Annotated in this window: 17 protein-coding genes; 1 reads left to right on the top strand and 16 read right to left on the bottom strand. The window is 46.0% G+C overall.

All coding sequences use genetic code 11. The features are described from left to right. Positions 1–14: 14 nt before the first annotated feature. From AY607_RS09025 to AY607_RS08975, 11 genes are all read right to left on the bottom strand, one after another. Complete coding sequence (locus AY607_RS09025) at positions 15–605, bottom strand: LemA family protein (protein ID WP_064094594.1); 591 nt, start codon at positions 603–605, stop codon at positions 15–17. A gap of 184 nt (positions 606–789) precedes the next feature. Further along, entirely contained in the window at positions 790–2,211 is a 1,422-nt protein-coding gene (locus AY607_RS09020; RefSeq protein ID WP_064102380.1) for an FAD-dependent oxidoreductase, read from the bottom strand. Between the two features lie 72 nt (positions 2,212–2,283). Next, positions 2,284–6,759 carry a glutamate synthase large subunit gene (gene gltB / locus AY607_RS09015; RefSeq protein WP_171255296.1) on the bottom strand — a complete coding sequence of 1,492 codons (4,476 nt, stop codon included), beginning with the start codon at positions 6,757–6,759 and terminating at the stop codon, positions 2,284–2,286. 448 nt (positions 6,760–7,207) lie between these two features. Further along, positions 7,208–8,080 carry a hypothetical protein gene (locus AY607_RS09010; protein WP_064102378.1) on the bottom strand — a complete coding sequence of 291 codons (873 nt, stop codon included), beginning with the start codon at positions 8,078–8,080 and terminating at the stop codon, positions 7,208–7,210. Between the two features lie 10 nt (positions 8,081–8,090). Further along, positions 8,091–9,170, bottom strand: coding sequence for a 3-dehydroquinate synthase (gene aroB / locus AY607_RS09005; protein ID WP_064102377.1), 1,080 nt, complete (start codon positions 9,168–9,170; stop codon positions 8,091–8,093). A gap of 28 nt (positions 9,171–9,198) precedes the next feature. After that, positions 9,199–9,735, bottom strand: a complete 537-nt coding sequence (gene aroK / locus AY607_RS09000) for a shikimate kinase AroK (protein WP_064094599.1) — start codon at positions 9,733–9,735, stop codon at positions 9,199–9,201. Between the two features lie 36 nt (positions 9,736–9,771). After that, the gene (pilQ, locus tag AY607_RS08995) at positions 9,772–11,937 is read right to left on the bottom strand and encodes a type IV pilus secretin PilQ family protein (RefSeq protein WP_064102376.1); all 2,166 of its coding nucleotides are present in this window, start codon (positions 11,935–11,937) and stop codon (positions 9,772–9,774) included. 18 nt (positions 11,938–11,955) lie between these two features. Then, entirely contained in the window at positions 11,956–12,483 is a 528-nt protein-coding gene (locus tag AY607_RS08990; protein ID WP_064094601.1) for a pilus assembly protein PilP, read from the bottom strand. Next, a complete protein-coding gene (locus tag AY607_RS08985) occupies positions 12,483–13,202 on the bottom strand; it encodes a type 4a pilus biogenesis protein PilO (protein WP_064102375.1) in 720 nt (239 codons plus the stop codon). The genes AY607_RS08990 and AY607_RS08985 overlap by 1 nt, the downstream gene beginning before the upstream one ends. Next, the gene (locus AY607_RS08980) at positions 13,199–13,837 is read right to left on the bottom strand and encodes a PilN domain-containing protein (protein ID WP_064094603.1); all 639 of its coding nucleotides are present in this window, start codon (positions 13,835–13,837) and stop codon (positions 13,199–13,201) included. The genes AY607_RS08985 and AY607_RS08980 overlap by 4 nt, the downstream gene beginning before the upstream one ends. Next, complete coding sequence (locus AY607_RS08975; RefSeq protein ID WP_064094604.1) at positions 13,837–14,895, bottom strand: pilus assembly protein PilM; 1,059 nt, start codon at positions 14,893–14,895, stop codon at positions 13,837–13,839. Before AY607_RS08975 ends, AY607_RS08980 begins: the two co-directional genes overlap by 1 nt. A 165-nt stretch (positions 14,896–15,060) precedes the next feature. On the opposite strand from AY607_RS08975, the gene ponA reads away from it, so the two are divergent. After that, complete coding sequence (gene ponA, locus AY607_RS08970; protein ID WP_064102374.1) at positions 15,061–17,583, top strand: penicillin-binding protein PBP1a; 2,523 nt, start codon at positions 15,061–15,063, stop codon at positions 17,581–17,583. Positions 17,584–17,639: 56 nt separating this feature from the next. On the opposite strand, the gene AY607_RS08965 is transcribed toward ponA, so the two are convergent. From AY607_RS08965 to ftsI, 5 genes are read right to left on the bottom strand one after another with little or no spacing between them, the layout of a single operon-like run. Further along, a complete protein-coding gene (locus AY607_RS08965; protein ID WP_005101392.1) occupies positions 17,640–18,443 on the bottom strand; it encodes a putative RNA methyltransferase in 804 nt (267 codons plus the stop codon). Positions 18,444–18,497: 54 nt separating this feature from the next. After that, on the bottom strand, positions 18,498–19,616 hold the full coding sequence (mraY, locus tag AY607_RS08960) for a phospho-N-acetylmuramoyl-pentapeptide-transferase (RefSeq protein WP_064102373.1): 1,119 nt from the start codon (positions 19,614–19,616) through the stop codon (positions 18,498–18,500). Then, positions 19,617–21,020, bottom strand: a complete 1,404-nt coding sequence (locus AY607_RS08955; protein ID WP_064094607.1) for a UDP-N-acetylmuramoyl-tripeptide--D-alanyl-D-alanine ligase — start codon at positions 21,018–21,020, stop codon at positions 19,617–19,619. 9 nt (positions 21,021–21,029) lie between these two features. Beyond that, complete coding sequence (locus tag AY607_RS08950) at positions 21,030–22,526, bottom strand: UDP-N-acetylmuramoyl-L-alanyl-D-glutamate--2,6-diaminopimelate ligase (RefSeq protein ID WP_064102372.1); 1,497 nt, start codon at positions 22,524–22,526, stop codon at positions 21,030–21,032. Positions 22,527–22,537: 11 nt separating this feature from the next. Next, entirely contained in the window at positions 22,538–24,361 is a 1,824-nt protein-coding gene (gene ftsI, locus AY607_RS08945; RefSeq protein WP_064102371.1) for a penicillin-binding protein PBP3, read from the bottom strand. Positions 24,362–24,368 lie beyond the last annotated feature (7 nt).

Below are 24,368 nucleotides of genomic sequence, written 5' to 3'. Positions count from 1 at the left end.
TTACAAGTCAGTCATTATTCAAAAGAAACCGTGGGAGCTTTCTGGGCACTTTGCTCGGCGCTAAAGTTCGGTTTAGGCTCCATTCCGATCACTTTGGCAGTCATGACTTGCGGGAACTGACGTGCATAAGAGTTAAAGTCCTGAACCGTGGTAATGTAACGGTTACGTGCCACAGCAATCCGGTTTTCAGTTCCTTCCAGTTGTACCTGCAGATCACGGAACTGCTGGTTGGCTTTCAGATCCGGATAATTTTCAGTGACAGCCAAAAGACGTGACAAGGCACTGGTCATCTGCGCCTGTGCTTCCTGATAGCGCTGAAACAGTTCAGGATCTTCCAGTACTTCACGATCTACTTTCAGGCCGGCAACATTGGCACGTGCTTGGGTCACTTCCGTTAAAACCTGCTCTTCATGCGAGGCATAGCCTTTGACTACATTGACCAGATTAGGTACCAGATCGGCACGGCGCTGATACTGGTTCTGAACTTCCGACCAGGCTGCGGTTACTGCTTCATCTTTGACTTGCAAGGTATTATAGCCACAGCCACTCAGGGTCAAGGTACTGGCCAGCATCAAAGCTATGAGAGATTGTTTTAATACACGCATGATGTCTCGTCCTCAATTCTTTATTGATATTTATATAATTAATTTGATTTTAAACACTATTTTCTAAAGTTTTGTTACTTTTTATAATATTTTTAATGCTTTCCATTTTAGGACTCAAACTCCTCAAAGATTAAAAAACCCGCCGTAGCGGGTTGTTTGAATGATTTCAGTGAATTTTCAACTGTTAAACATCTAGATAATCCAGAATACCTTCAGCTGCCTGACGGCCTTCCCAGATTGCGGTTACCACCAGATCAGAACCACGAACCATGTCACCACCAGCGAAGATTTTTGGATTCGAGGTCTGGAATTTGTATTGCTGCTGCTCAGCGGCAACGACACGACCTGAACCATCCAGATTGATTTCCACATCGGTGAACCAGTCTGCTGGACTGGTACGGAAACCAAAAGCCAGCAGAACTGCATCCGCCGGCAGAATTTCTTCTGAACCTGGAATCGGCTCTGGACTACGGCGACCACGACTGTCTGGCTCACCTAGCTGAGTAGTAATAAATTTCACACCCGTAACCTTGCCATTTTCACCCACAATTTCAATTGGCTGGCGGTTAAACTGGAATTCCACACCTTCTTCGCGCGCATTTTTTACTTCACGACGTGAACCCGGCATATTTTCTTCATCACGACGGTAAGCACAAACTACCGACTCAGCACCTTGACGGATCGAAGTACGGTTACAGTCCATAGCCGTATCACCACCGCCTAAAACGATGACTTTTTTGCCTTCAACACTGATGTATTCCGATGGATCTTTTTCCCAGCCTTGGCAACGGTTGACATTTGCAATCAAGAAATCCAGCGCATCATACACACCATCAAGGTCTTCACCGGCAAAACCACCTTTCATATAAGTATAGGTGCCCATACCCATGAATACCGCATCGTAATCAGAAAGTAGCTGATCAATGGTGATATCTGTACCAATCTCAGTATTCAGGCGGAATTCCACCCCCATACCCGTGAAGATTTCACGGCGGCGTTTCATCACGTCTTTTTCCATTTTGAATTCTGGAATACCAAACGTTAAAAGACCACCAATTTCCGGACGCTTGTCAAAAACTACAGGTTTTACCCCGTTACGCACCAGAATATCTGCACAGCCAAGTCCGGCAGGACCTGCACCAATGATCGCAACTTTTCTGTCTGTCCATTTCACATTGGACATATCTGGACGCCAGCCCAATGCAAAGGCAGTGTCGTTGATATATTTTTCAGCATTACCAATCGTTACCGCACCGAAACCGTCGTTCAGGGTACACGCCCCTTCACACAGACGGTCTTGCGGACAGACACGACCACAGACTTCCGGCAAGGTATTGGTCTGATGACACAGTTCAGCCGCCTGGAACAACCGGCCTTCAGACACCAGTTTTAACCAGTTTGGAATGTAGTTATGTACCGGACATTTCCACTCACAATACGGGTTACCACAACCTAGGCAGCGATGCGTCTGGTTGGCTGCAATTTCCGCGGTATAAGGCTTATAAATTTCCACAAATTCTGCTTTGCGGACATCAATCTCTTTTTTCTCTGGATCTTGGCGTGCGACATCCAGGAATTGAAAGTCATTATTCAGGCGTTCTGCCATGTCTCTCTCCGTGGGGAGATGTAAGGGGTTCACAGTTGCCTTACATCTGCCTATGTTTCTGCAGTAGTGGAATTATTGTGGATCAGCTTGAGTTGTTTTTAACAGCGTTTGCAAGTTGGCTGCTTTTGGTTTTACCAACCAGAACTTGCGGCTGTAAAAGTCAAACTCATGGCGGATCTTGTACGCCCAAGCACTACCCGTTTCTTTAATATGTTCATCGAGAATACGACCCAGGAAGGCTTTGTGCTCTTCCATCGCTTCAGTTGAAATGCGATTCAGCTCAATCAGCTCGTGGTTATAATAATCAACGAAGTCATTATCCAGATCAAGCACATAAGCAAAACCACCAGTCATACCCGCACCGAAGTTATGTCCAACTTTACCCAGCACTGTCACAATACCACCGGTCATATATTCACAGCAGTGATCGCCTGCACCTTCAATTACGGCAAATGCACCCGAGTTACGTACTGCGAAACGTTCGCCTGCCGTACCGGCAGCAAATAATTTACCTCCGGTTGCACCATACAGACAGGTATTCCCAATAATCGCAGTATTTTGCGTCTGGAATGGCGAGCCTTTTGGCGGGAAGATCGAGAGTCGTCCACCTGCCATGCCTTTACCAACGTAGTCATTGGCATCGCCTTCCAGGCTGATATGCAGACCACCAGCATTCCAGACACCCAGTGACTGACCCGCAGTACCATTCAGGTGAACTTTCACCGGATGGGCTTCCATGCTCAGGTTGCCATAGCGTTTCGCAATTTCACCAGACAGACGGGCACCAATCGAACGGTCACAGTTACCGATCGTAAAGCTATATTCACCGCCAGTTCCCGCTTCAATCGCAGGCAGAATCTCATCCACCATTTTCTCTGCCAGAATCCCTTTATCGAATGGTGCATTGCCCTGTACTTCGCAGTACTGTGCTTTACCTTCTGCAGCAGGATGTGACTCAAGCAATTTGCTTAAATCAAGATGTGCATGCTTTGCAGTTTCACCTGGCAAGACTTCCAGCAGATCCGTACGGCCAATCAGGTCTTTCAGACTCGACACACCAAGTGCTGCCAGCCATTCACGGGTTTCTTCAGCAATAAAAGTGAAGAAGTTGATCAGCATTTGTGGCTCGCCAATATAATGCTCTTGACGTAAATGGTCTTGCTGGGTTGCCACACCGGTTGCACAGTTATTCAAGTGGCAGATACGCAGGTATTTACAACCCAATGCGATCATTGGGGTTGAACCAAAGCCGAAGCTTTCTGCACCCAGAATTGCTGCTTTGACAACATCCAGACCGGTTTTTAAACCGCCATCTGTCTGTACGCGAACTTTACCACGCAGGTCATTCACACGAAGGGCCTGATGCGCTTCAGAAAGCCCCAGTTCCCACGGTGAACCTGCATGATGAATTGAAGAAAGTGGAGAAGCCGCTGTCCCGCCATCATAACCAGAAATGGTAATGAAATCGGCATACGCTTTCGCTACACCTGCCGCAATCGTACCGACACCCGGTTCAGAAACCAGCTTAACTGACACCATCGCCTGTGGGTTAACCTGTTTTAAATCAAAGATCAACTGTGATAAATCTTCAATTGAATAGATGTCATGATGCGGAGGTGGCGAAATCAGGGTAACGCCCGGCACAGAGTAACGTAAACGGGCAATGAGACCATTCACTTTACCACCCGGCAACTGACCACCTTCACCTGGTTTTGCACCTTGCGCGACTTTAATCTGGAGAACTTCTGCTGATGTTAAATAAGCAGGCGTTACACCAAAACGGCCCGATGCAATTTGTTTGATTTTCGAGTTACGGATAGTGCCGTAACGCGCTGGATCTTCACCGCCCTCACCCGAGTTTGAACGACCGCCAATCGTATTCATGGCAATCGCAATCGCTTCGTGCGCTTCAGGTGACAATGCACCCAAAGACATGCCGGCAGAGTCAAAGCGAGGCAGGATCTCTTCCACAGATTCCACTTGTTCGACTGGAATCGAATTGTCTGTTTTCAGTTTGAATAAGTCACGGATCGTTGCGATCGGACGGTTGTTCACCAGTTCTGCATATTCTTTAAAGTCCGCATAATTACCCGAACGCACTGCTTTATGCAGCGAGTTGATCACGTCCGGATTAAAGGCATGGTATTCCTTGCCGAATACAAATTTCAGCAAGCCGCCCTGATCAATTGGCTTACGGTTTTTCCAGGCAATATCCGCCAACTGTTTCTGATCATTTTCAAGATCGACAAAAGTGGCACCCTGAATACGACTTGGCACACCGATGAAGCATTTATCCACCACTTCATTAGATAAGCCCACTGCTTCAAACAACTGACCGCCGCGGTAAGAGGCAACCGTAGAAATACCCATTTTCGAAAGTACTTTCAGTAGACCTTTTTCAATCCCTTTACGGAAATTGTTTTGTGCATAAATCGGATCACCCAACAACTCACCTTTGGCGACCAGATCATTGATCACGTCATAGGCCAGATATGGATAGATCGCAGTTGCACCAAAACCAAGTAGCACTGCAAACTGATGGGGATCACGGGCAAAACCGGTTTCAATAATCAGATTCGCATCGGTACGTAAACCAGTCTTGATCAGGTGATGATGCACAGCACCGGTCACCATGAATGCATTGGCAGGTAAGTAGCCTTCACGGATTTTCTTGTCGGAAAGTACCAGTAAGGTTTTACCATCACGAATCGCTTGAGCAGATTCTTCACAGATACGCGCAATTGCTGCTTCCAAACCTTCAGATTCAGCATAGTTCAGGTCGATATCTGCAATTTCATAGCCGGCACGACCCAGGGTACGGATTTGATGCATTTTAGAATTGGATAGTACTGGACTTGATACGATCAGACGATCAGCATGTTCAGGACCCTGTTCAAATACATTTTGTTCACGGCCAAAACAGGTTTCCAGTGACATCACAATCGACTCACGTAGCGGATCGATTGGGGGGTTGGTCACCTGTGCAAACTGCTGGCGGAAATAATCCGATACATGACGTACCTGACGTGACAATACCGCCATTGGGGTATCATCACCCATTGAGCCTACCGCTTCCTGACCACTTTCGGCAATCGGGCGCAGCAACTGGTCTCGCTCTTCAAAGGTCACCATGAACATTTTCTGTGCCGCTTTCAGGCCATCACCTTTTAAGCCTTGATCACATAAATATTCTTCCAGCTCTGGACTACCTTGCAGACGCACAGAATTTTCACGTAACCATTCGCGGTATGGACGCATACGTTTCAGATGATTATTGACATCTTGCGTATCCAGCACCTTGCCGGTTTGTGTGTCGATTACCAGCATTTGGCCGGGGCCAACACGTCCTTTAGAAATGACATCTTCAGGTTGATAACCCCAGACGCCAATTTCAGAAGCCAGCGTGATATAACCATTTTTGGTAATGACCCAACGCGCAGGACGCAGACCGTTACGATCCAGCATACAGATCGCATGTCGGCCATCCTGAATCACCAGACCTGCAGGACCATCCCAGGCTTCCATATGTTTTGAGTTGAATTCATAGAAGGCACGCAAGTCAGCATCTAAGGTTTCCACATTCTGCCAGGCAGGCGGAACCAGCATACGGAGGGCACGAAACAGATCCATGCCACCACCGACCAGAATCTCCAGCATGTTGTCCAGGCTCGAAGAATCCGAACCGGTACGGTTCACAATCGGATTCAATTCTGTTAAACCGGGCAATAACGGATTTTCAAATTTTGGTACACGTGCCATGGCCCAGTTACGGTTCGCAGTAATAGTATTGATTTCACCATTGTGTGCGAGGTAACGGAACGGCTGTGCCAACGGCCAGCGAGGCAAGGTATTGGTCGAGAAGCGCTGATGGAACACCACAATATGCGATTCCAGACGCGGGTCTGCCAGATCTGTATAAAAATCTGCAATCGCTTCTGGCATCATCAAGCCTTTATAGCTGATCACCGTTGAACATAAAGTAGTGACATAGAAAGACGTATCATTCACCAACAATTGTTCTGCACGACGACGCGCCAGGAATAACTTACGGTTAAATTCAACCTCAGTCACGCCCATCGGGCAATTAACAATAATCTGTTCAAATGCTGGCATCGATTGCAAAGCAATTTCACCTAGGGCATCGACATTGGTTGGAATCACACGCCAGGCCAGAACGATCAAACCTTCAGCTTCAATCTCTTTGTTTAAAACCTGTTTGGCATGTGCCGCAAGCGCAGGATCAAGATTCAGGAATACCGAACCTACAGCAAAGACTTCACTTAAGGTGGTATCGCTTAAGCGTTTTGCTTCTTCACGGAAGAATTTTTTTGGCATCGCCAAGAGCAAACCACAACCATCTCCAGTCTTGCCATCTGCGGCAATACCACCACGGTGGGTCATGCAACTCAAACTATGAATCGCAGTCTTGACGAGATCATGGCTTGCATCACCCTGCATATGGGCAATTAAACCGAAACCACAGTTATCTTTAAACTCATCCGGTTGGTATAAACCTTGAGCGGGAGCTACATTATTAGGCGATGGCATGTGCATAGCGTACCCTTCTTTCACGAAGCCTCAATAGGCTGTTAAACAATCTAAATTCTTCTCTGCGCTGCGTTTAATGAACTTTCGAAGACTGTCTTGATAGAGCAAAAACATTGTTCTCTATTTCTTCAGCGTAGTCCTTTTTCAGACAGAATGCATAAAAAATAAAGTTTATTTTGCTGATGAATAACATAAAAATCAGGAATAAATATGACATTCACATAGTGTCATCGAATCATTTTTCGCGCTAAAACAGGGAGATTAATTCAATTCATGCACCAATAAAGCAAATTCCATGCCAATAAACAGAGCAAAAATGAAAACTATACAGATGACAAAGATTTAGCGCAGATAAGCGCTAGATAGGTGATTTTCAATGTGCATTTTTTGCACCAAAAGCGCTCATTTTTGATTCTTTAATTTTCTAGGTGCGCTATTTTAGACCGGACTAATTAAATGGATCACTAATCTCGTTATTTTGAGGACGAGGATTAGTGTTCTGACTAGGACGAGAGTTGTTTTGCGGTTGGGGCATACTCTCTACAGCGCTTTCAGATTTCTGCACATCGACCACATTTCCAGAGGTGTCACGACGCACAATTGTGGTACTGGTTGTAGCGGCATCAGGACTACGCAGTTTGATTTCCGGCTGGGTTTGCTGTCTGATTCGTGCCGATTCATCTATTTTTGGCAAAGGCACATTTTTCAAATGAATTTCGTAAAGCTTTTGATTACTGGCTAATTCTTCTGAACCCAGACTATTTACCAGACTGACATACTGCTTGATTTGTACCACTTTAGGCTTGACCGAAGCAGGTAAATTCAAATTGAGGGTTGAAAGCGCCTGATTCGCTTGTGCCGCAGTCTTAAATTGACCATATAACAACACATATTGCTCTGGCTGATTTTCACCCGATATTCTTAAGTAAATAAAAGGCTTACGATCTGGCTGTTTTTTAAGGAAACTTTTTAATATTGCTTCATTGGTCACGCGAAACAATTCAATTGCATGCTGGTTTTTCGCTTCATTAACAAACTTGGTACCGCGAAATTCCGGTTCATGACTGGCATTCACGATAGTACGCGTGGTCAGGTCAAGTGGTTTCACTTCATCAGAAAGTGCACCAAGATGGGTCATTGTTGCGACTTTTTCTGGCTGAATCTGCAACTGGACTTCGGTTTCAGGTTTTTTTTCAATTTCAATGACTTCATCTGAATCAGTAGCTGCCCAGAAAATCAAGGCAGCAAAAAGACAGCCTACTCCACAGACCAGCCAGAAATAATGCTGAACCTTTTGCCAAGGAGTATGTAACGCTGCCATAAAACTAAACCTATACCTGATTGGCTAAAATTGTCTGTTTCATTAACTCGAAATCGAATTCTCGAGTAATTACTGCTTGGCCTAATTGCTTTAACAACACCAGACGCAATTGTCCATTCAAGACTTTTTTGTCATGGGCCATATAGGCCAGAAAATCATCCAGAGGGATTTTAGGACAAACCACAGGAAGTTTGGCACGAGAAATGATTTTTTTTGTACGTTCTAAATCTTCTTGAGAAATCCAGCCCATACGCTGTGACAGATCCGCAGCCATCACCATACCGGTGGCAACCGCCTCACCATGTAACCACACCCCATAACCCAGGTAGGATTCAATCGCATGTCCAAAGGTATGGCCCAGGTTCAGCAATGCACGCTCACCCTGCTCTTTCTCATCATTGGCTACGATCCGCGCTTTATGTGCACATGAACGGTAAACGGCTTCGGCAAGCAACTGCTCATCACGAGCAATCAGGCCTTCCATATTCGCTTCCAGCCAGACCATAAATGATTCATCACCAAGTAAAGCATATTTAATCACTTCAGCCAGTCCTGCTGAAAGCTCACGGTCCGGTAAAGTAGCAAGCTGCGACATATCTGCCAGCACCACCTGCGGCTGCTGGAAAGCGCCAATCATGTTTTTACCCAGGGGATGATTGATCCCGGTTTTTCCACCCACACTAGAATCGACCTGCGACAGCAAGGTGGTCGGTACCTGAATAAAATACACTCCGCGCTGGAAGCAGGCCGAGGCAAATCCGGCCATATCCCCAATGACGCCACCACCTAATGCTAGTACAGTACAATCGCGGTTAAACCCGGCTTCAAGCAGCGCATCAAAAATCAGGTTTAGATGCTGGCTATCCTTATATTTTTCACCATCAGGCAAAATGCAAGTCGCAACACGTTTGTCTAGAGCTTCAATTGCAGTTTGATAACGCTGCAAATAAAGTGGTGCAACTGTGGTATTACTCACAATCATCACTTGCTTGCCCTGAATATAGGGAGCCAATAAGGCCTGTGGATCCAGATCGCTTCCAATAAAAATAGGATAACGACGTTCTCCGAGTTCTACATATAAGGTTTGCATGCTTGATTAACCACTTGATTCAATGAACTTAATTTTTAGAAACAATGAGATTGAGAATCCGCTGCGCCAGATCTCGTGCAGCACCCTGATTGGTCTCAATAATATGATGTGCCACTTCCCGATACAAGGGATCACGAACTGCCAGTAAATCACGCAACTTTTGTTCCGGATTTTCGACTTGAAGGAGGGGACGGTTTTTATCGCGATAGGTGCGTTGCAGTTGAATTTCAACCGGCGTATAGAGATAGACAACAATTCCGCGCTGTTTCAGATAATCCCGGTTTAAGGTCTGAGTAATGGCACCACCGCCGGTGGCTAAAACCAGATGGGGACGTGAGGTAAGGTCATTAATGACAGCAGTTTCACGGTCACGGAAACCCTGCTCCCCTTCTTTTTCAAAAATCCAGGGAATGGTCGCGCCTGTTTTACGTTCAATTTCATGATCACTGTCTAGAAATTCACGCCCTAACAATTCTGCGAGATGTCGTCCTACTGTTGTTTTACCGGCCCCCATCGGCCCTACCAAATAAATATTTGGCAGGGTTTCAAACTCTTTGCTTGGCAAGGAGTCACCTATTCGTTTTGTTAAATTCAAAATATATTAATGATTTCTTGAAACACTGTCATTAACAATTCGAGGTGTAACGAAAATCAGTAGCTCACGTTTATTATCCGACTTTAAATCTTTACGGAATAAACGTCCTACATAAGGAATATCCCCCAGGAATGGCACCTTGGTTTGCGCATTACGGGTTTCTTGCTCGAAAATACCGCCCAGAACCACGGTTTCGCCATTGTCCACCAAGACATTGGTAGTGATCTGGTTTTTGTTAATAGTGAGCTGTCCAGTCGGTGTCGGGTTACCCGGTGAGTCACTAGTAATATTGAGTTCCATCTGTACTTTGCCATCTGGCGTAATGCTTGGTGTGACATCCAGACTTAGCGTAGCATCAATAAATTCCGTAGTAGATACTGCATTCGCACCACCACCCTCTGCTGACTGATACGGAATTTGAGAACCAGAGGCAACAGTTGCTTTCTGCTTGTCCGCAGTCAGTACTTTAGGGGTAGAAATCACCTCACCATAGCCATCTGCCTGAAGTGCAGACAACTCAAGATCCAGCATAAAATCAGAGAGACTGATTAAGCCAAAGGCGATACGACTGGCACCTGGACTGGTTACCCCCAAATCTACATTCAGGTTTTGTGGACGCTGAATCTCATAAGTATATCCACCCAAATCATTTTCTTTAGGATCTCTGAGATCCCATAACGTCGTGTCACTACCACCGACCAGAAGACTATCATTGTTGGTAATCCCTTGAGACAGAATTCCCCATTTCACTCCCATCTCTTTGGTAAAGTCAGTGGTAGCTCGAACAATACGCGCTTCGACCATCACCTGCTTCACCTGTACATCGAGCAGATCTACCATATTACGAATTTTATCAATAAAGAGCTGGGTATCATTGACAATAATGGTATTGGTTCGTGCATCAACAGACACAGAACCACGGGAACTTAATAAACTTTCCCCACCCTCATTATTATTCGTACTGCTCGAGCCGCCTGAACTAGATGCGCCTTTATTCTGCGTAATCAGTTTCTCAATATCAGCGGCTTTGGCATAACTGAGCTGCATATATTCCGTCTGGATAGGCGCAAGTGCAACACTCTGCTTAATCGCCTTAGCTTCTTCCTCTTCAGCCTTTATCAGCTCTGTAACTGGTGCGATCCAGATCACATTGCCATTGCGGCGTTTATCCAGATTTTTGGTTTTCAGCACAATGTCCAGCGCCTGATCCCAAGGTACCTCTTTCAAGCGCAAGGTAATGTTACCTTGTACACTATCTGCAGCCACCATATTGATATCGGTAAAATCTGCCAGGAGCTGTAATACACGACGGACTTCGATATCCTGAAAATCTAAAGAAATCTTCTTACCGGTATAGGCAACGGTTTTAGGACGCAATGGACTCTTGGCTTCTGGTCGTTTCAAGCTGATGGTCAGCTTGTTATCAGTCTGATAAGCCATATATTCATAACTTTCCGCAGACTGAATCGTAATGACTCCTGAACCATTTTGATTCACAGCATCCACACTTGATACCGGAGTCGCAAAATCAGTCACATTAAGACGGCGGGTCAAATGAGCCGGAATCTTGGAACCTAAAGTGCGCACAATAACCTTGGTACCCTGCTGCTGTACATCAACAGGAGTATTATTTCCTAATAGATCAATAACGACCTGGCCTTCACCTTGCGCACCGCGCTGGAAACCAATATTGCTAATACCCTGAGCTGACTGTTGCTGCACAGGTTGAGCCATGGCTACAGGAGTTGCCGAGTTAATTTTAAGAATAAAAGTATTGCCTTCTACTCGAGTGGTAAAGGCACCTGCATCTGTCAGATTAACCGTCAAACGGGCACGCTGTGCATCCGAAGTAACATCGACCGAACTGGCTTCACGCGTTGCGACCGGAATTTTACTTTGTTTTAAATTCTGTTGGGCCTTGTCAAAGTCCAGAATCAAACGTGACGGTGATTCTAATTGATAGGCTTGTGGTTGAGGTGGTAAACCATTAAACATCACCCGAATTTCAGTTCCCTGACCAGGAAGCTGCATAGGTACCACATTCGTTACGGCCACTTGTGCGCTGGCTGCTTGCATCACCGCAATCGCAACAGCACCCATTGAAAACTGACGAAACACACGATTCATTGTATTAGCATCCCCAAAAATAAATTCTTTAATACTCTTATTCATTGTTATTCCTTTAAAACCTTATGGCGCCGGCCCAATGAGAACCAGACTTCGCGGACGTTCCACATATCCCTCACGGCCATCTGGAATAATCTCAATTAGATTGATCTGTGTCGGTGTAATTCCAATTACACGACCATGATTAAGTCCCATATAGCTGCCACGCTGAATCCGCTCAACCTCACCATCAGGGGTCTGGATTAAAGCCAGAATCTGTCCCGCCTGATTACGCATACTGCCTTTCATGGTCAAGGTTTCTAGCGGATAACTTTCTAGTGGTTGCAACTGACGTGACAAATTTGGATAAACCCGTTTCCCGGCCATAATTTTCAGTTCAGCAGCCAGAGAACTTGGTAAAAATGGGCTTTTGATCTGGTGCGCTGCATAATTAAAGGTTTCAACTGGCATAAAATCAGGCGCAGGTTCAATCGGCAAAGGCGGCTGATTACGAATATTGGCCATTTCCTGATTGACCGCATCAATACGGGAATCACATCCCACTAATAAAAACCCGAGCGTTAAAGCCGAAGTAATTTTAATTTTTTTCATTACTGCGCCCCCTTAGCCGTGCTGTCAGCTGCTGGCATTGCAGCACCTTCAGCATTACCGACATAACGATAAGTTTTGGCTTTTACCACATAATCAATAACCGGAATTTCAGATTTTTTCTCTTTGTTTTCAGTACCGGTAATAGTGAAATCATGTAGCGTAACGATACGTGACAAGCCGGCAATACTGCTAACAAAAGAGCCAAAAGCGTGATAATCCCCAGTGGCTTCAATCGCAATTGGCTGCTCAATAAAGAATTCTTGCTTAATTTCAGGTTCCAGTCGGATATTTTTAAACTTCAGGCCTGAATTCACACCGCTCAGGTTAATATCTTCAACCAGACCCGGAATTTCAGTTTCTTTCGGCAATTGTTCTAACTGCTGGTTAAAACGGGCTTCCATTTCCTGCAGTTGGATTTGATATTGTTGTAAGTTGCGTAATTTGGATTCTTTTTCGCGAAATTCATTCAGCAGGTTTTGTTCTTGGGCACTGGCTTGCGAAATCGACTCAATCGTGCTTCTGATCATGACAAAGTAAATCACCGCAAATGCCAATGCAGCAATGAAGATCCAGCAGGTAATTTTGACCGCTAAAGGCCAGCTACCATAATTATTTGGATCTAGAGTATTGAATTGTTGAAAAAACTTTTCAACAGTCATTTTATTTTTGGGTACAGCGACGACATCCTGGTTGAACTCATCGTACTCGTCATTACTCATGATGATGCCCCCGTAGTTGTAGTAACTGCTTGTTGTTCTTCGTTAAGTACTGGCTGAGCGATCTGATCCAGATCTACAGTTACAGTAAAACTGCCATAAGATTCTTCCACACGTGGAATAATCGAGCTCGGCGCCTTTTCTTTGGCTTCTTCAGCCACCAGGAAAGCGTTCATAAAGGCATTCCGATACCAAGATGAAGCTTCCAGATTGCGTAGCAGTTCAGCTACGGTATTAGGACTCTCAGCTTTACCTTCAATAGTAAATTTATCGCCGGTACGCTGGAATTTGGTGATGTACATATTGCTTGGGGTAACCCGCACAATTTCATCAATCAGATGTACTGCAATCGGACGCTGGGTCTGTAATCCCTGAATTAGCTTCATTCGCTCGACAATCGCATTACGCTGTTCTTGCAAACCTTCTAGTGCCTTTAACTGCACATCCAGATTCTGGTTGGTGCTTTGAATCAGCTGATTGGCCTGTTCATGATCCTGAAGTTTTTGATCATAATAAAACCACGTAGAACCAGCTGCTGCTAATCCTAAGAACAGCGCCCCCACACAAATCGCCACAAATTCATTATTTCTTTTAATTCTTAGCTCATCACGCCAAGGAAGTAAGTTAATTCTTGCCATTAATCAAAACTCCTTAAGGCCAATCCACATGCAACCATGAGTGATGACGCGTCATTTTCAATTTTTTTAATATCAATTTGCGGAGAAAAGCCCATTTGCAAAAATGGATTCGCGATCGTGACACGGTAACCGAGTTTTTGTTGTAATAATTTTGCCAGCCCTGGAATATTGGCATTTCCGCCGGCCAGTAAAATATGGTCGATTTCATTGAACTGAGAAGATGAAAAGAAGAATTGCAATGAACGGGCCGCCTGCTGTACCACCGCATCCAGAAAAGGTTCCAGCACTTCAATATCATAATCATCTGGCAAGGCACGGGTTTTTTTAGCACGCCCAGCTTCTTCAAATGACAATCCATAACGGTTCTGAATTTCCTGAGTCAACTGCTTACCGCCAAACACCTGCTCACGGGTATAAATAATCTTGTTGTTCTGCATAACTGACAAGGTGGTCATACTATGCCCAATATCTAAAATACCGACCGTATTAACCCCCATCGGCAAAGTATCCGAAAATACTTTAAAGGCATTTTCCAGTGCAAAGCTTTCTACATCTGCAATCTTGGGTGTCAGTCCGGCAATTTCCAAAACTTCGGAACGTGCTTCGACATTTTCAATGCGGGTCGCGACCAGCAACACATTGACCCGGTTCGGATTGGCAAGACGGTCTGGCAGAACTTCAAAATCCAGACTGGCTTCATCGAGAGGGAAAGGAATATATTGTTCCGCATCTTCACGAATCTGAACTTCACGTTCGTCATCCGACATATCTGCATCCATCTCAATGATCTTGGTGATCGCCATTGAGGTGGGTATTGCAAAAGCGGTCTGATTCGACTGGGTATTGCCCAAATTAATTGCACGCCCAAGGGCATCAGCAACTGCTTCTGGATTTAAGACATTTTTTTCAACAACACTGTTTTCCGATAATGGGACCAAAGCATAACTCTCTACCCAATAACGGCCACTTTTTACAGAAAGTTCTAAAACCTTAACAGAAGTCGAACTAATATCGACTCCTATTAACCCCTTATTCGGTTTACGATATAACCTGCGCACAATATACTTCCTATTATTTTTTTGTCCCCAATTCAATCTAACTTACCAATTGGTCCAGCCTATAATTTTATATAGATACAATAACTGATCTAACAATATGGATATCGACAGGATATACTGACCGGTAATTAGTTCGCCATTAGCTCTTATTAAAACTTACTTGTTATGAAAAAGCTATCTTGTTCAGGCCTTGTTCATCCATTTTTTTTGATCATTATCATTATACTGATCTCAATTCCGATGGGTTTCTATGGCATGTATCTCTATATTGCCCCATCTTTGCCTGAAATGTCCACGCTTAAAAAGGCACCTTTATTAAAGCCTTTACAAGTATTTAGTTCAGATAATGAATTAATCGCCGAATATGGCGGCAAGCTTTCAGTTCCCGTGAAATATGAACAAATTCCGCAGGAGTTTATTCATGCGTTCCTCGCAGCGGAAGATTCCAGCTTTTTTGAGCATAGCGGCATCAGCTTTAAAAGTTTGGGACGCGCCCTCAGCGAGACCGTGACCGGTTCAGATGTCCAGACCGGTGGCTCGACTATTACCATGCAAGTGGCAAAAAATTATTACCTCAGTCCTGAACGGACGTTGAAACGTAAACTGACTGAAATTTTTCTGGCCCGTAAAATTGAGCAAAACCTAAGTAAAGAAGAAATTCTGACCCTGTATGTCAATAAAATTTTCCTGGGGAAAAATGCTTATGGTATCGCAGCGGCAGCTAAAATTTACTACAACAAGAGTCTAGAAGAACTTTCAAATGCGCAAATGGCCATGATCGCCGGCCTGCCTAAAGCACCTTCCCGCTATAATCCGGTTGCTAATCCCAAGCGTGCTTTGGAGCGTCGCAACTGGATTTTGGGACGTATGCTGCAATTGGGCTATTTAAACCAGAGCCAGTATCAGCAGGCCATTGCTGAACCGATTAATCTGGACATGCCGGATCGCAGTACCCGCAATAAATTCCCTTATGTGGGTGAAATGGTACGTTCTGAGCTGGTACAAAACTTTGGTGAACAGGCGATCGATTCTGGTTATAGAGTCTATACCACCATTCATAGTGAACGTCAGACCTATGCCGAGCAAGCGGTACAAGAAGGCTTAGAAGCCTATGACCGTCGACACGGCTGGCGAGGAGCTGAAGCTCATGATCAACCCCTTGAAAATTTCCGCGCCTATGCCAATACCTATCCTGCGCAAGTAACCAAGGTAGGCACTTCCAGCTTTGAAGCACTCATGCAGGATGGGAGCAGCGTGACTGTTCCGTGGTCAGGCATGTCCTGGGCACGTCGCTTTCGTAACGTTAACAGTGTAGGCGGGGCACCCAGCAAAGCCTCCCAGATTGTTAAAGTCAAAGATATTGTCCGTTTAAGACCCAATGAAAATAAAACCTCTTGGTCACTGGTACAGATTCCCAAAGTACAAGGACAGCTGATTGCTATCAATCCAAATAATGGTGCAATTGAAGCTATTGTGGGCGGATATAATTTTTATCAGTCGAAATTTAACCGGGCCATCCAAGGCTGGCGTCAACCTGGGTCTACCATTAAGCCTTTTGTTTATGCACTGGCTTTAGAACGTGGCATGACGCCACATACCATGGTCAATGATGCACCTATTACCATTGGCAAATGGTCACCGCGTAACTCGGATGGCCGTTATCTGGGCATGATCCCGCTACGCCGTGCCCTTTATCTGTCACGCAATACAGTCTCGGTGCGCTTATTGCAGACGGTCGGGATTGAACGTACACGTCAGTTATTTATGGATTTTGGTTTACAGGACAGTCAGATTCCACGTAACTATACCATTGCCTTGGGCACCCCACAGGTTCTTCCAATTCAGATGGCCACCGGTTATGCCACCTTTGCTAATGGCGGTTACCGAATTCAGCCGCACTTTATTACCCGTATTGAAGATGCCTATGGCAACACCATCTTTGAAGCCAAGCCTGAATATGCGTGCATTTCATGTATTAATGAAAAAGAAGAACCCGTTCAAGTCACTGACCCCATTACCGCCGATGATGAAGCAATTGCAATCAACAATACGACCTTGGGCCAGAAACCAGAGACTCCGAAAATTTCAGATGAAGACAGCAATTATCGTCAAGCAGAACGTATTTTAAAATCCAGCTCTGCCTATGACATGGCCAATATTTTGCGTGATGTCATTCAGCATGGTACCGGTCGTGCCGCATTAAGAATTGGTCGTAGTGATATTGGAGGTAAAACCGGTACCACCAATGATGCTAAAGATGCCTGGTTTGCCGGCTTCAATGGCAAGCTGGTAACGGTTACCTGGGTCGGTTTTGACCAGCCGACGACTTTAGGTCGCCGTGAATATGGTGGTGTAGCAGCTTTACCGATCTGGACCGATTTTATGGGCAAGGCATTAAAAGGCCAACCGGAAGCCTGGGTACGTTTAGACCGTAATGCCAAGGCACCTGTAAATCGCAACAAGGTGGTTCAAGGTGAGGAGCCGCAAAATCATCCGGCTTCTCCACCTCTGGCGACAGCACTTTACCGCCCTGCTCCAGTTGTCGTGCCAAAACGTCAGCAAAATGATTTTGAGGATTTACCGGATCAGCCAACGCGCTTACCAGATAATGAATCTGTACCGCCAGAACAGCCGCTACAGCCGAACCGGGTAGACTCCCTGGAAAACCTAATCGAAGAAGTCCAGTAATCTCCTGTTATATAAAAATAAAAGCCCTCAGTTGAGGGCTTTTATATATCCAATTTTTATTTCTTCTGGAACAGGAAAATCTGGAACTGGGCCATCAGTTCAAACCGGTCATGTTGCTCCAGAGCCAGACGCCGTTCCGGTTTGGCTTTATAGGCATAAGGGGTCATGGCAATCAGGTTTTTTAAATCAGCTTGGGGCAAAATCATTGGTGCGTCAATTACCTGCTCACGAACCAGATCAAATTCATCTTGCAGTTGCTCAACAAACTTTTGTGGCTCATGTGGTTTGACTTCTTCAAACAGTGCTTCACGCATAGCATATAAATGTTGTGGTGCCGGGGTCACCACCATCAGATAAGATTTTGGCTTTAATACCCGCAGGATTTCCTGTTTTGGAATCGGACTGAATAAACTGGTACAGAGATCAATCGACTCATCCAACACAGGTAAAGTCGCCCCGGTTCCCACCACCCAAGTAATGTCTTTATTCAGTCTGGCAGCCACCTGAACTGCATTCTTGGCAATATCGACTCCCACACATTGCAGCACTTCAGCCTGCATGGCATTGGTGTAATAGCCTTCGCCACAGCCGATATCCAGCAGGTTTTCAATCCGTAAGTCTCGGATTTTCTCGACCACAGCCTGCTGTAGGGGCGCATAATGACCTGCACTCAGGAATGCACGGCGTGCCTGAACCGATTCAGGTGTATCACCCGGATTTTTACTATGCTTATGCTGAACTACATGCAGATTCACATAACCTTGTTTGGCCACATCGTAGCTATGATGATTCTCACATCGCCATGTTCTTTCATTTAAGCTCAACTGCTGGCGACAGACTGGGCACATGAGTAAATTCATCATTTTCTCCAAAACAAAAAAGCCGGCATGCGCCGACTTTTTCTCATGCATTTCTTAACGCAATTTTAAGGTCATTAGGCCCAAAACTACCAGCATAATCGTAATAATCCAGAAACGGATCACCACCTGGGTTTCACGCCAGCCTTTCTTTTCATAATGATGATGTAGTGGCGCCATCAGAAATACGCGTTTATTACGCATTCTTAATGAACCGATTTGCAGGAATACTGAAATCGCCTCAACCAGAAATACACCCGCCATAATCGCAAACACGATTTCCTGACGAACCATGACAGCAATGGTACCCAGCATCGCACCGAGGGATAAGGCTCCAACATCTCCCATAAATACCTGGGCCGGATGGGCGTTATACCAGAGAAATGCCAGACCGGCACCGATCATCGCTGCACAGATCACCACCAGTTCAGACGAATATTTCACATAAGGAATATGCAGGTAATTGGCAAAACGCACATCACCCGCGAGGTAAGCGAATACGCCCAAACCTGCAGCCACCAGTACAATCGGCATGATCGCCAGACCATCCAGACCGTCGGTCAGGTTCACTGCATTGGATGCCCCATTAATCACGAAGTACGTGAAAATAATGAAGCCAATACCCAATGGAATGACCGACAAAGGAATGGTTAGATCCTTAAAGAATGGAATTAGCAAATCCAGCATATTCGCGGTATGTACCGGATTGGTTTGTTGCTGTGCAATCACATACAAGGCAATACCAGCACCCAACGAACCCACTGAAGTCCAGAAGAATTTTTTCTTCGCAGGCAAACCGGCATTGTCTTTATAACGGATCTTGATCCAGTCATCAGCCCAGCCCACGGCACCAAAAATTACCATCACCGCCAGCACAATCCAGACATAAGGATTAGACAGATCTGCCCAGAGCAAAGTCGAAATCCCGATGGATAATAGGATCAGCACCCCACCCATGGTCGGTGTGCCCATTTTCTTGGCATGATTTTCAGGAGCAAACGAACTGACCGCCTGACCATATTTCAGCGCCTGCAGTTTGCGGATCATGATCGGACCCAAGACCAAACCAATGGTCATTGCCGTCAAGACACTCAGCAGAGCACGTAAAGTTAAATAACGAACTACCTGAAACGTGCTATCAAAGCCCGCCAGATGGTCAAATAGCCATAACAGCATTTAGAGTTTCTCCATCAATGCAGCCATCAATGTTTCCATATGGGTATAACGCGACCCTTTGAACAGCAAAGATATCGGCTGGGGATGATGTGTTTCAATCAAATCAATTAAAAACGGTAAGGCCTGCTCCTGATTCAGGAAAGCCTGCATTTTCTTACCATATTGCGTACTACGGGCACCTTCTTGTGCGGCAGGAGCGAATTCACCCACAGCCACCACAAAATTAATACCTTTTACCGAGACCAGATCCCGACCGAGCTTGTAATGCTCGATTGCGGCAGATGAACCGAGTTCACCAATATCGCCGGTCACCATCACCCGGATGCCTTGCTGCTGTGCTAACACTTCAGCCGCCGCTCGCATTGAGCCCGGATTGGCATTGTAGGTGTCATCAATAAATAAAAATTCTTTGTGCGGAATAAAGTTCAGACGGCCTTTAGCACCGACTGCCTGTTCCAGGCCAGCCACGATATCATCAAGATTAATACCAATCGCCAAGGCAAATGCAGCGGCAGCTGTGGCATTCTCGACATTATGCTCGCCGGCAAATGGTAACTGAACTGTTTTCGAGCCTTGTGGCGTATTCAGTGTGAAGCTTGAAGATTGAGCTTCAAGCACCATATCGCTGGCATAGACTTCACCACCCGTACCAAAACTTAAGCTTTTTTCAGTTCTTACTGCGGCACGAATGGCTTCAGCAAAATCATCGGCAGCAGGAATAATCGAAGTCTCAGAGATATGCGCATAAATTTCGGATTTTGCACGGCAAATTCCGTCACGGCCGCCAAATTCACCCAAGTGTGCCGTGCCAATATTAATAATTCCGGCTACATGCGGCTGCACCATGTTTGAAGTGTAATCAATTTCACCCTGATGACTTGCACCGAGTTCCATCACCGCATATTGATGTTCAGAACGCAGCTCCAGCAACATTACTGGCACGCCAAGGTCATTATTCAAATTACCACGCGTCACCAAGGTCGGCGCAAGACGCGACAGGATGCTCCCCAGCATTTCTTTAGTCGTGGTTTTACCACTGCTGCCGGTCAAGGCAATCACTTTGAGCTGAGGATTCTGCTGACGGCGATAAGCCCCCAACAATCCCAATGCCAGACGGGTATCTTCTACCACCAGCTGGCAAATCTCAGCATCCACCGGCCGGCTGACAATGGCAATGTCACAACCTTGAGCCGCCACTTGCGCAATAAAGTCATGCGCGTCAAAACGCTCGCCTTTCAGCGCCAGAAAAGCATCACCTGCTTCTGCATCACGTGAATCAGTCAAAATCCGCTTGATCTGGCCTGCAGGCTTTTTATCATTCAGCCAGTAGCCTTGGGTGGCCTGCTGTAATTGTTCTATGCTCCACGGCTCCAGCGCCGCAGTACTTGTTGTTGAGGTATGCATATCTGAATCCTAATGCGCTGAATAGGCGGTATCTGTGTTGCAATGCTGGGCATCAATCGCAGCCTGCACTTCGACCACGTCATCAAACCAGTGACGTACGCCATCAATTTCCTGATAATTTTCGTGCCCCTTCCCTGCAATTACCACAATATCACCCGCCTGTGCCTGTTTAACGGCGAACTTGATCGCTTCACGACGGTCATGAATTTCATGATAGGTTTTGCCGGAAAAATCGATGCCATTTTTCATATCCGCAAAGATTTGTGCCGGATCTTCGGTCCGCGGATTATCAGAAGTGAGAACTGCGATATTGGAACCCTCTAATGCAGCCTGAGTCATCAGTGGACGTTTACCGCGATCACGGTCGCCACCACAGCCGAAAACTGCCCAGAGATTTTGCGAGACATGCCGTTTCAAGGTCACCAGAACCTGTGTCAGGGCATCCGGGGTATGGGCATAATCCACCACAAACAGGCGCTCGCCATCACGCAGTACCTGCATGCGACCGGGCGCACCTTTGAGCTGTGGCACAGTTGCAATCAAACTTTCCAAGTCAAATCCGGCCTGCTCCACCATGATCAGACTGGCCACCAGATTTTCAATATTGAAATGTCCCAGCAATGGACTATTAACACTATATTCAGCAGAAGCAGTTTCTAGTTTAAAGGTCGCACCTGAAATGCTGTACTGAATATCCTGAACCTGATAATCCGCTTTTTGCTTGGTGGAATAAGTCAAAATTTTAGGCTGTGCCGGATTATTTTTCGCAGCATCCAGCATGATCTGTGCATGTTCATCATCGATATTGATAACAGCCACTTTTAAAGATTCAAACCGGAATAAACCTGCCTTTGCTGCTGCATAAGCTTGCAGCGTTCCGTGATAATCCAGATGGTCACGACTCAAATTACTGTAGCCTGCAATCTCGATATCACAACCATTCAAGCGGCCTTGTTCCAGACCATGCGAACTGGCTTCAATCGAGGCAAACTCCGCACCGGCCTGCGCATAGTCATGCAAGGCATTTTGCAGTTGCATGGCATCCAGGGTGGTATGCGAAGATGCTTCCAGATTTGGTAAAATCCCGTTACCTGTGGTACCCATCACTGCACAGGCTTTACCTTGCAGCATGATTAACTCAGCCACCAAGCGAGAAATCGTGGTTTTACCATTGGTGCCGGTAACTGCCAGAATTCGAGCAGCTTGAACAGGTTGAGTCGCTTGCAAATACTGCTTTTGCCACTGCCCCATCAGATGACGTACATCTGCCACTACCAGATTTGGAGATACCTCCAGCTCATTTTCTGAAATCACGGCCAATGCACCCTGCTCTAAGGCTTTCTGGGCAAATTGAGCAGTTTTTTCCGGTTGAGACAGACTGGTCAGGGCAATAAAAATCTGTCCCGGTTTGACTTTACGACTATCCAGCTCGAAGCCCTGAAAGGATTGCTTCATCCAGTCAGTGACCTCATGAGAGGTGTAGATATCTTGAAATGTAATAGACATTGATCACCTATTTACTGGACTTTGGGAGTTTCTAAAGGTTTGTCCAAAGGGACATTCAGAAGACGCAGAGATTCCTGCATCACCCGGGCAAAGACTGGTGCAGATACGGTACCCCCATAGTAGGTACCCTGTGGGTTTTCTACCACTACCACCATGGCGATCCGTGGATCACTGACGGGTGCTACACCGGCAAATAAAGCCCGGTATTCATTGGTCGAATAACCTTTACGGTCAGCACGCAGCTTATGTGCAGTACCGGTTTTACCTGCCACGCGATAGCCTGGAATGGTCGCGCGAGTCGCCGTACCACCTGGCAAGGTTGCGGTTTCCATCATCATCAGCACCTGATCGGCAATATTGGCATCGATCATCTGTTCACCCTGCGGCTGTTCTTCCAGCTTATACAGACTTAGCGGCATTTTTACGCCTTTATTGGCCAGCATGGCATAGGCATCAGCCAGCTGAAGTACCGTTGCATTCAGACCATAACCATAGGACATGGTCGCCACTTCTGACACATTCCATTTGCTAGGAGGCAGAATCAGACCGGCACTTTCACCCGGGAATTTCACTGCTGACCGCTGACCAAAACCCAAACGTTTATAGAAGGTCGGCAAGGTTTCATACGGCAGCGACAAGGCCAGTTTGGCCACACCAACGTTAGATGATTTCTGGATAATACCACCCAGAGTCAACTGACCGTAATTATGGGTATCACGAATGGTATGATTACCTACCCGCATACTGCCCGGTGTGGTATTCACCACTGAATTCGCTGTATATTTGCCACTTTCCAGCGCCATTGCCACGGTTAACGGCTTCATGGTCGAACCCGGTTCGAAGGAATCGACCGCCCCGCGGTTACGCATGGCATCCTTGTTAAGCAGGCTGTTTTTGTCATTCGGGTTATACGATGGCCATGAAGACAGCGCCAGAATTTCACCGGTTTTGACATCTACAGCAATCGCAGTCGCCGAACGGGCATTGTTGGCAACTCCGGCCGCAGTCAGCTCACGGTACATGATATATTGCAGACGCGAGTCGATACTTAAGGTAATATTTTCGCCCGGTTCAACTTCTTTAATCACTTCCGGTTCTTTAATCCGGTTGCCTTTCTTATCGCGAATGATCTGCTGCTCGCCATCCTTGCCGGAAAGACGGGCATTCAGCTGCATTTCCAGACCTTCAATCCCTATGCCCTCACTATTGGTCAGGCCAATAATCTGAGAGTTTGGCTGCGGCTGCGGATAATAGCGCTTATAGTTTTTCTCGGTATATACGCCCTGAAAATTACGCTTCATGATCAGTTCGGCCTGTTGTGGCGGAACTTCTTTTTTCAGGATCAGATAACGTGAACGCGGACGTTCTTGCATTTTTTTGCGCAGTTCTGCCCGATCCATACCGACTGCATCAGCCAGCTCATCCAGATTCAGGTTTTTATCCGGCAACTGGCGTTTGAGTTTACGGCTATTCGGTTCTTTTTCCAGCGCCAGCATGGTTTCATCATAGAGCTTTTTATTGTCAAAATAATCACGTGGATCAATCACAATTTTCATGATCGGAGTACTGATCGCCAATGGAATCCCATTACGGTCATAAATCACGCCACGCATCGCCTTGATGGTATTGGTTCTTAAAATATTGGCATTGGCTTTATTCTGCAAAAAATCTTTATTAATAATCTGCACATAGAAGGCACGGCAAATCAGTGTCACGAAACACAGCAACACCACCGCCCACATGATGTAAAAACGATTGATATAAACATTTGAGGCATTTTTGTCGGTGACCGATTGTTTTTTACGTACCGGTTGCTTCTTTCTCTTGTCTACCATGTCCGAA

Origin of the sequence: Acinetobacter sp. SFA, assembly GCF_001647535.1 — a bacterium.
GTDB classification, from domain to species: domain Bacteria; phylum Pseudomonadota; class Gammaproteobacteria; order Pseudomonadales; family Moraxellaceae; genus Acinetobacter; species Acinetobacter pecorum.
The sequence above is the reverse complement of the archived record's forward strand: the minus strand, read 5'-3'. Positions and strand labels throughout refer to the sequence as shown.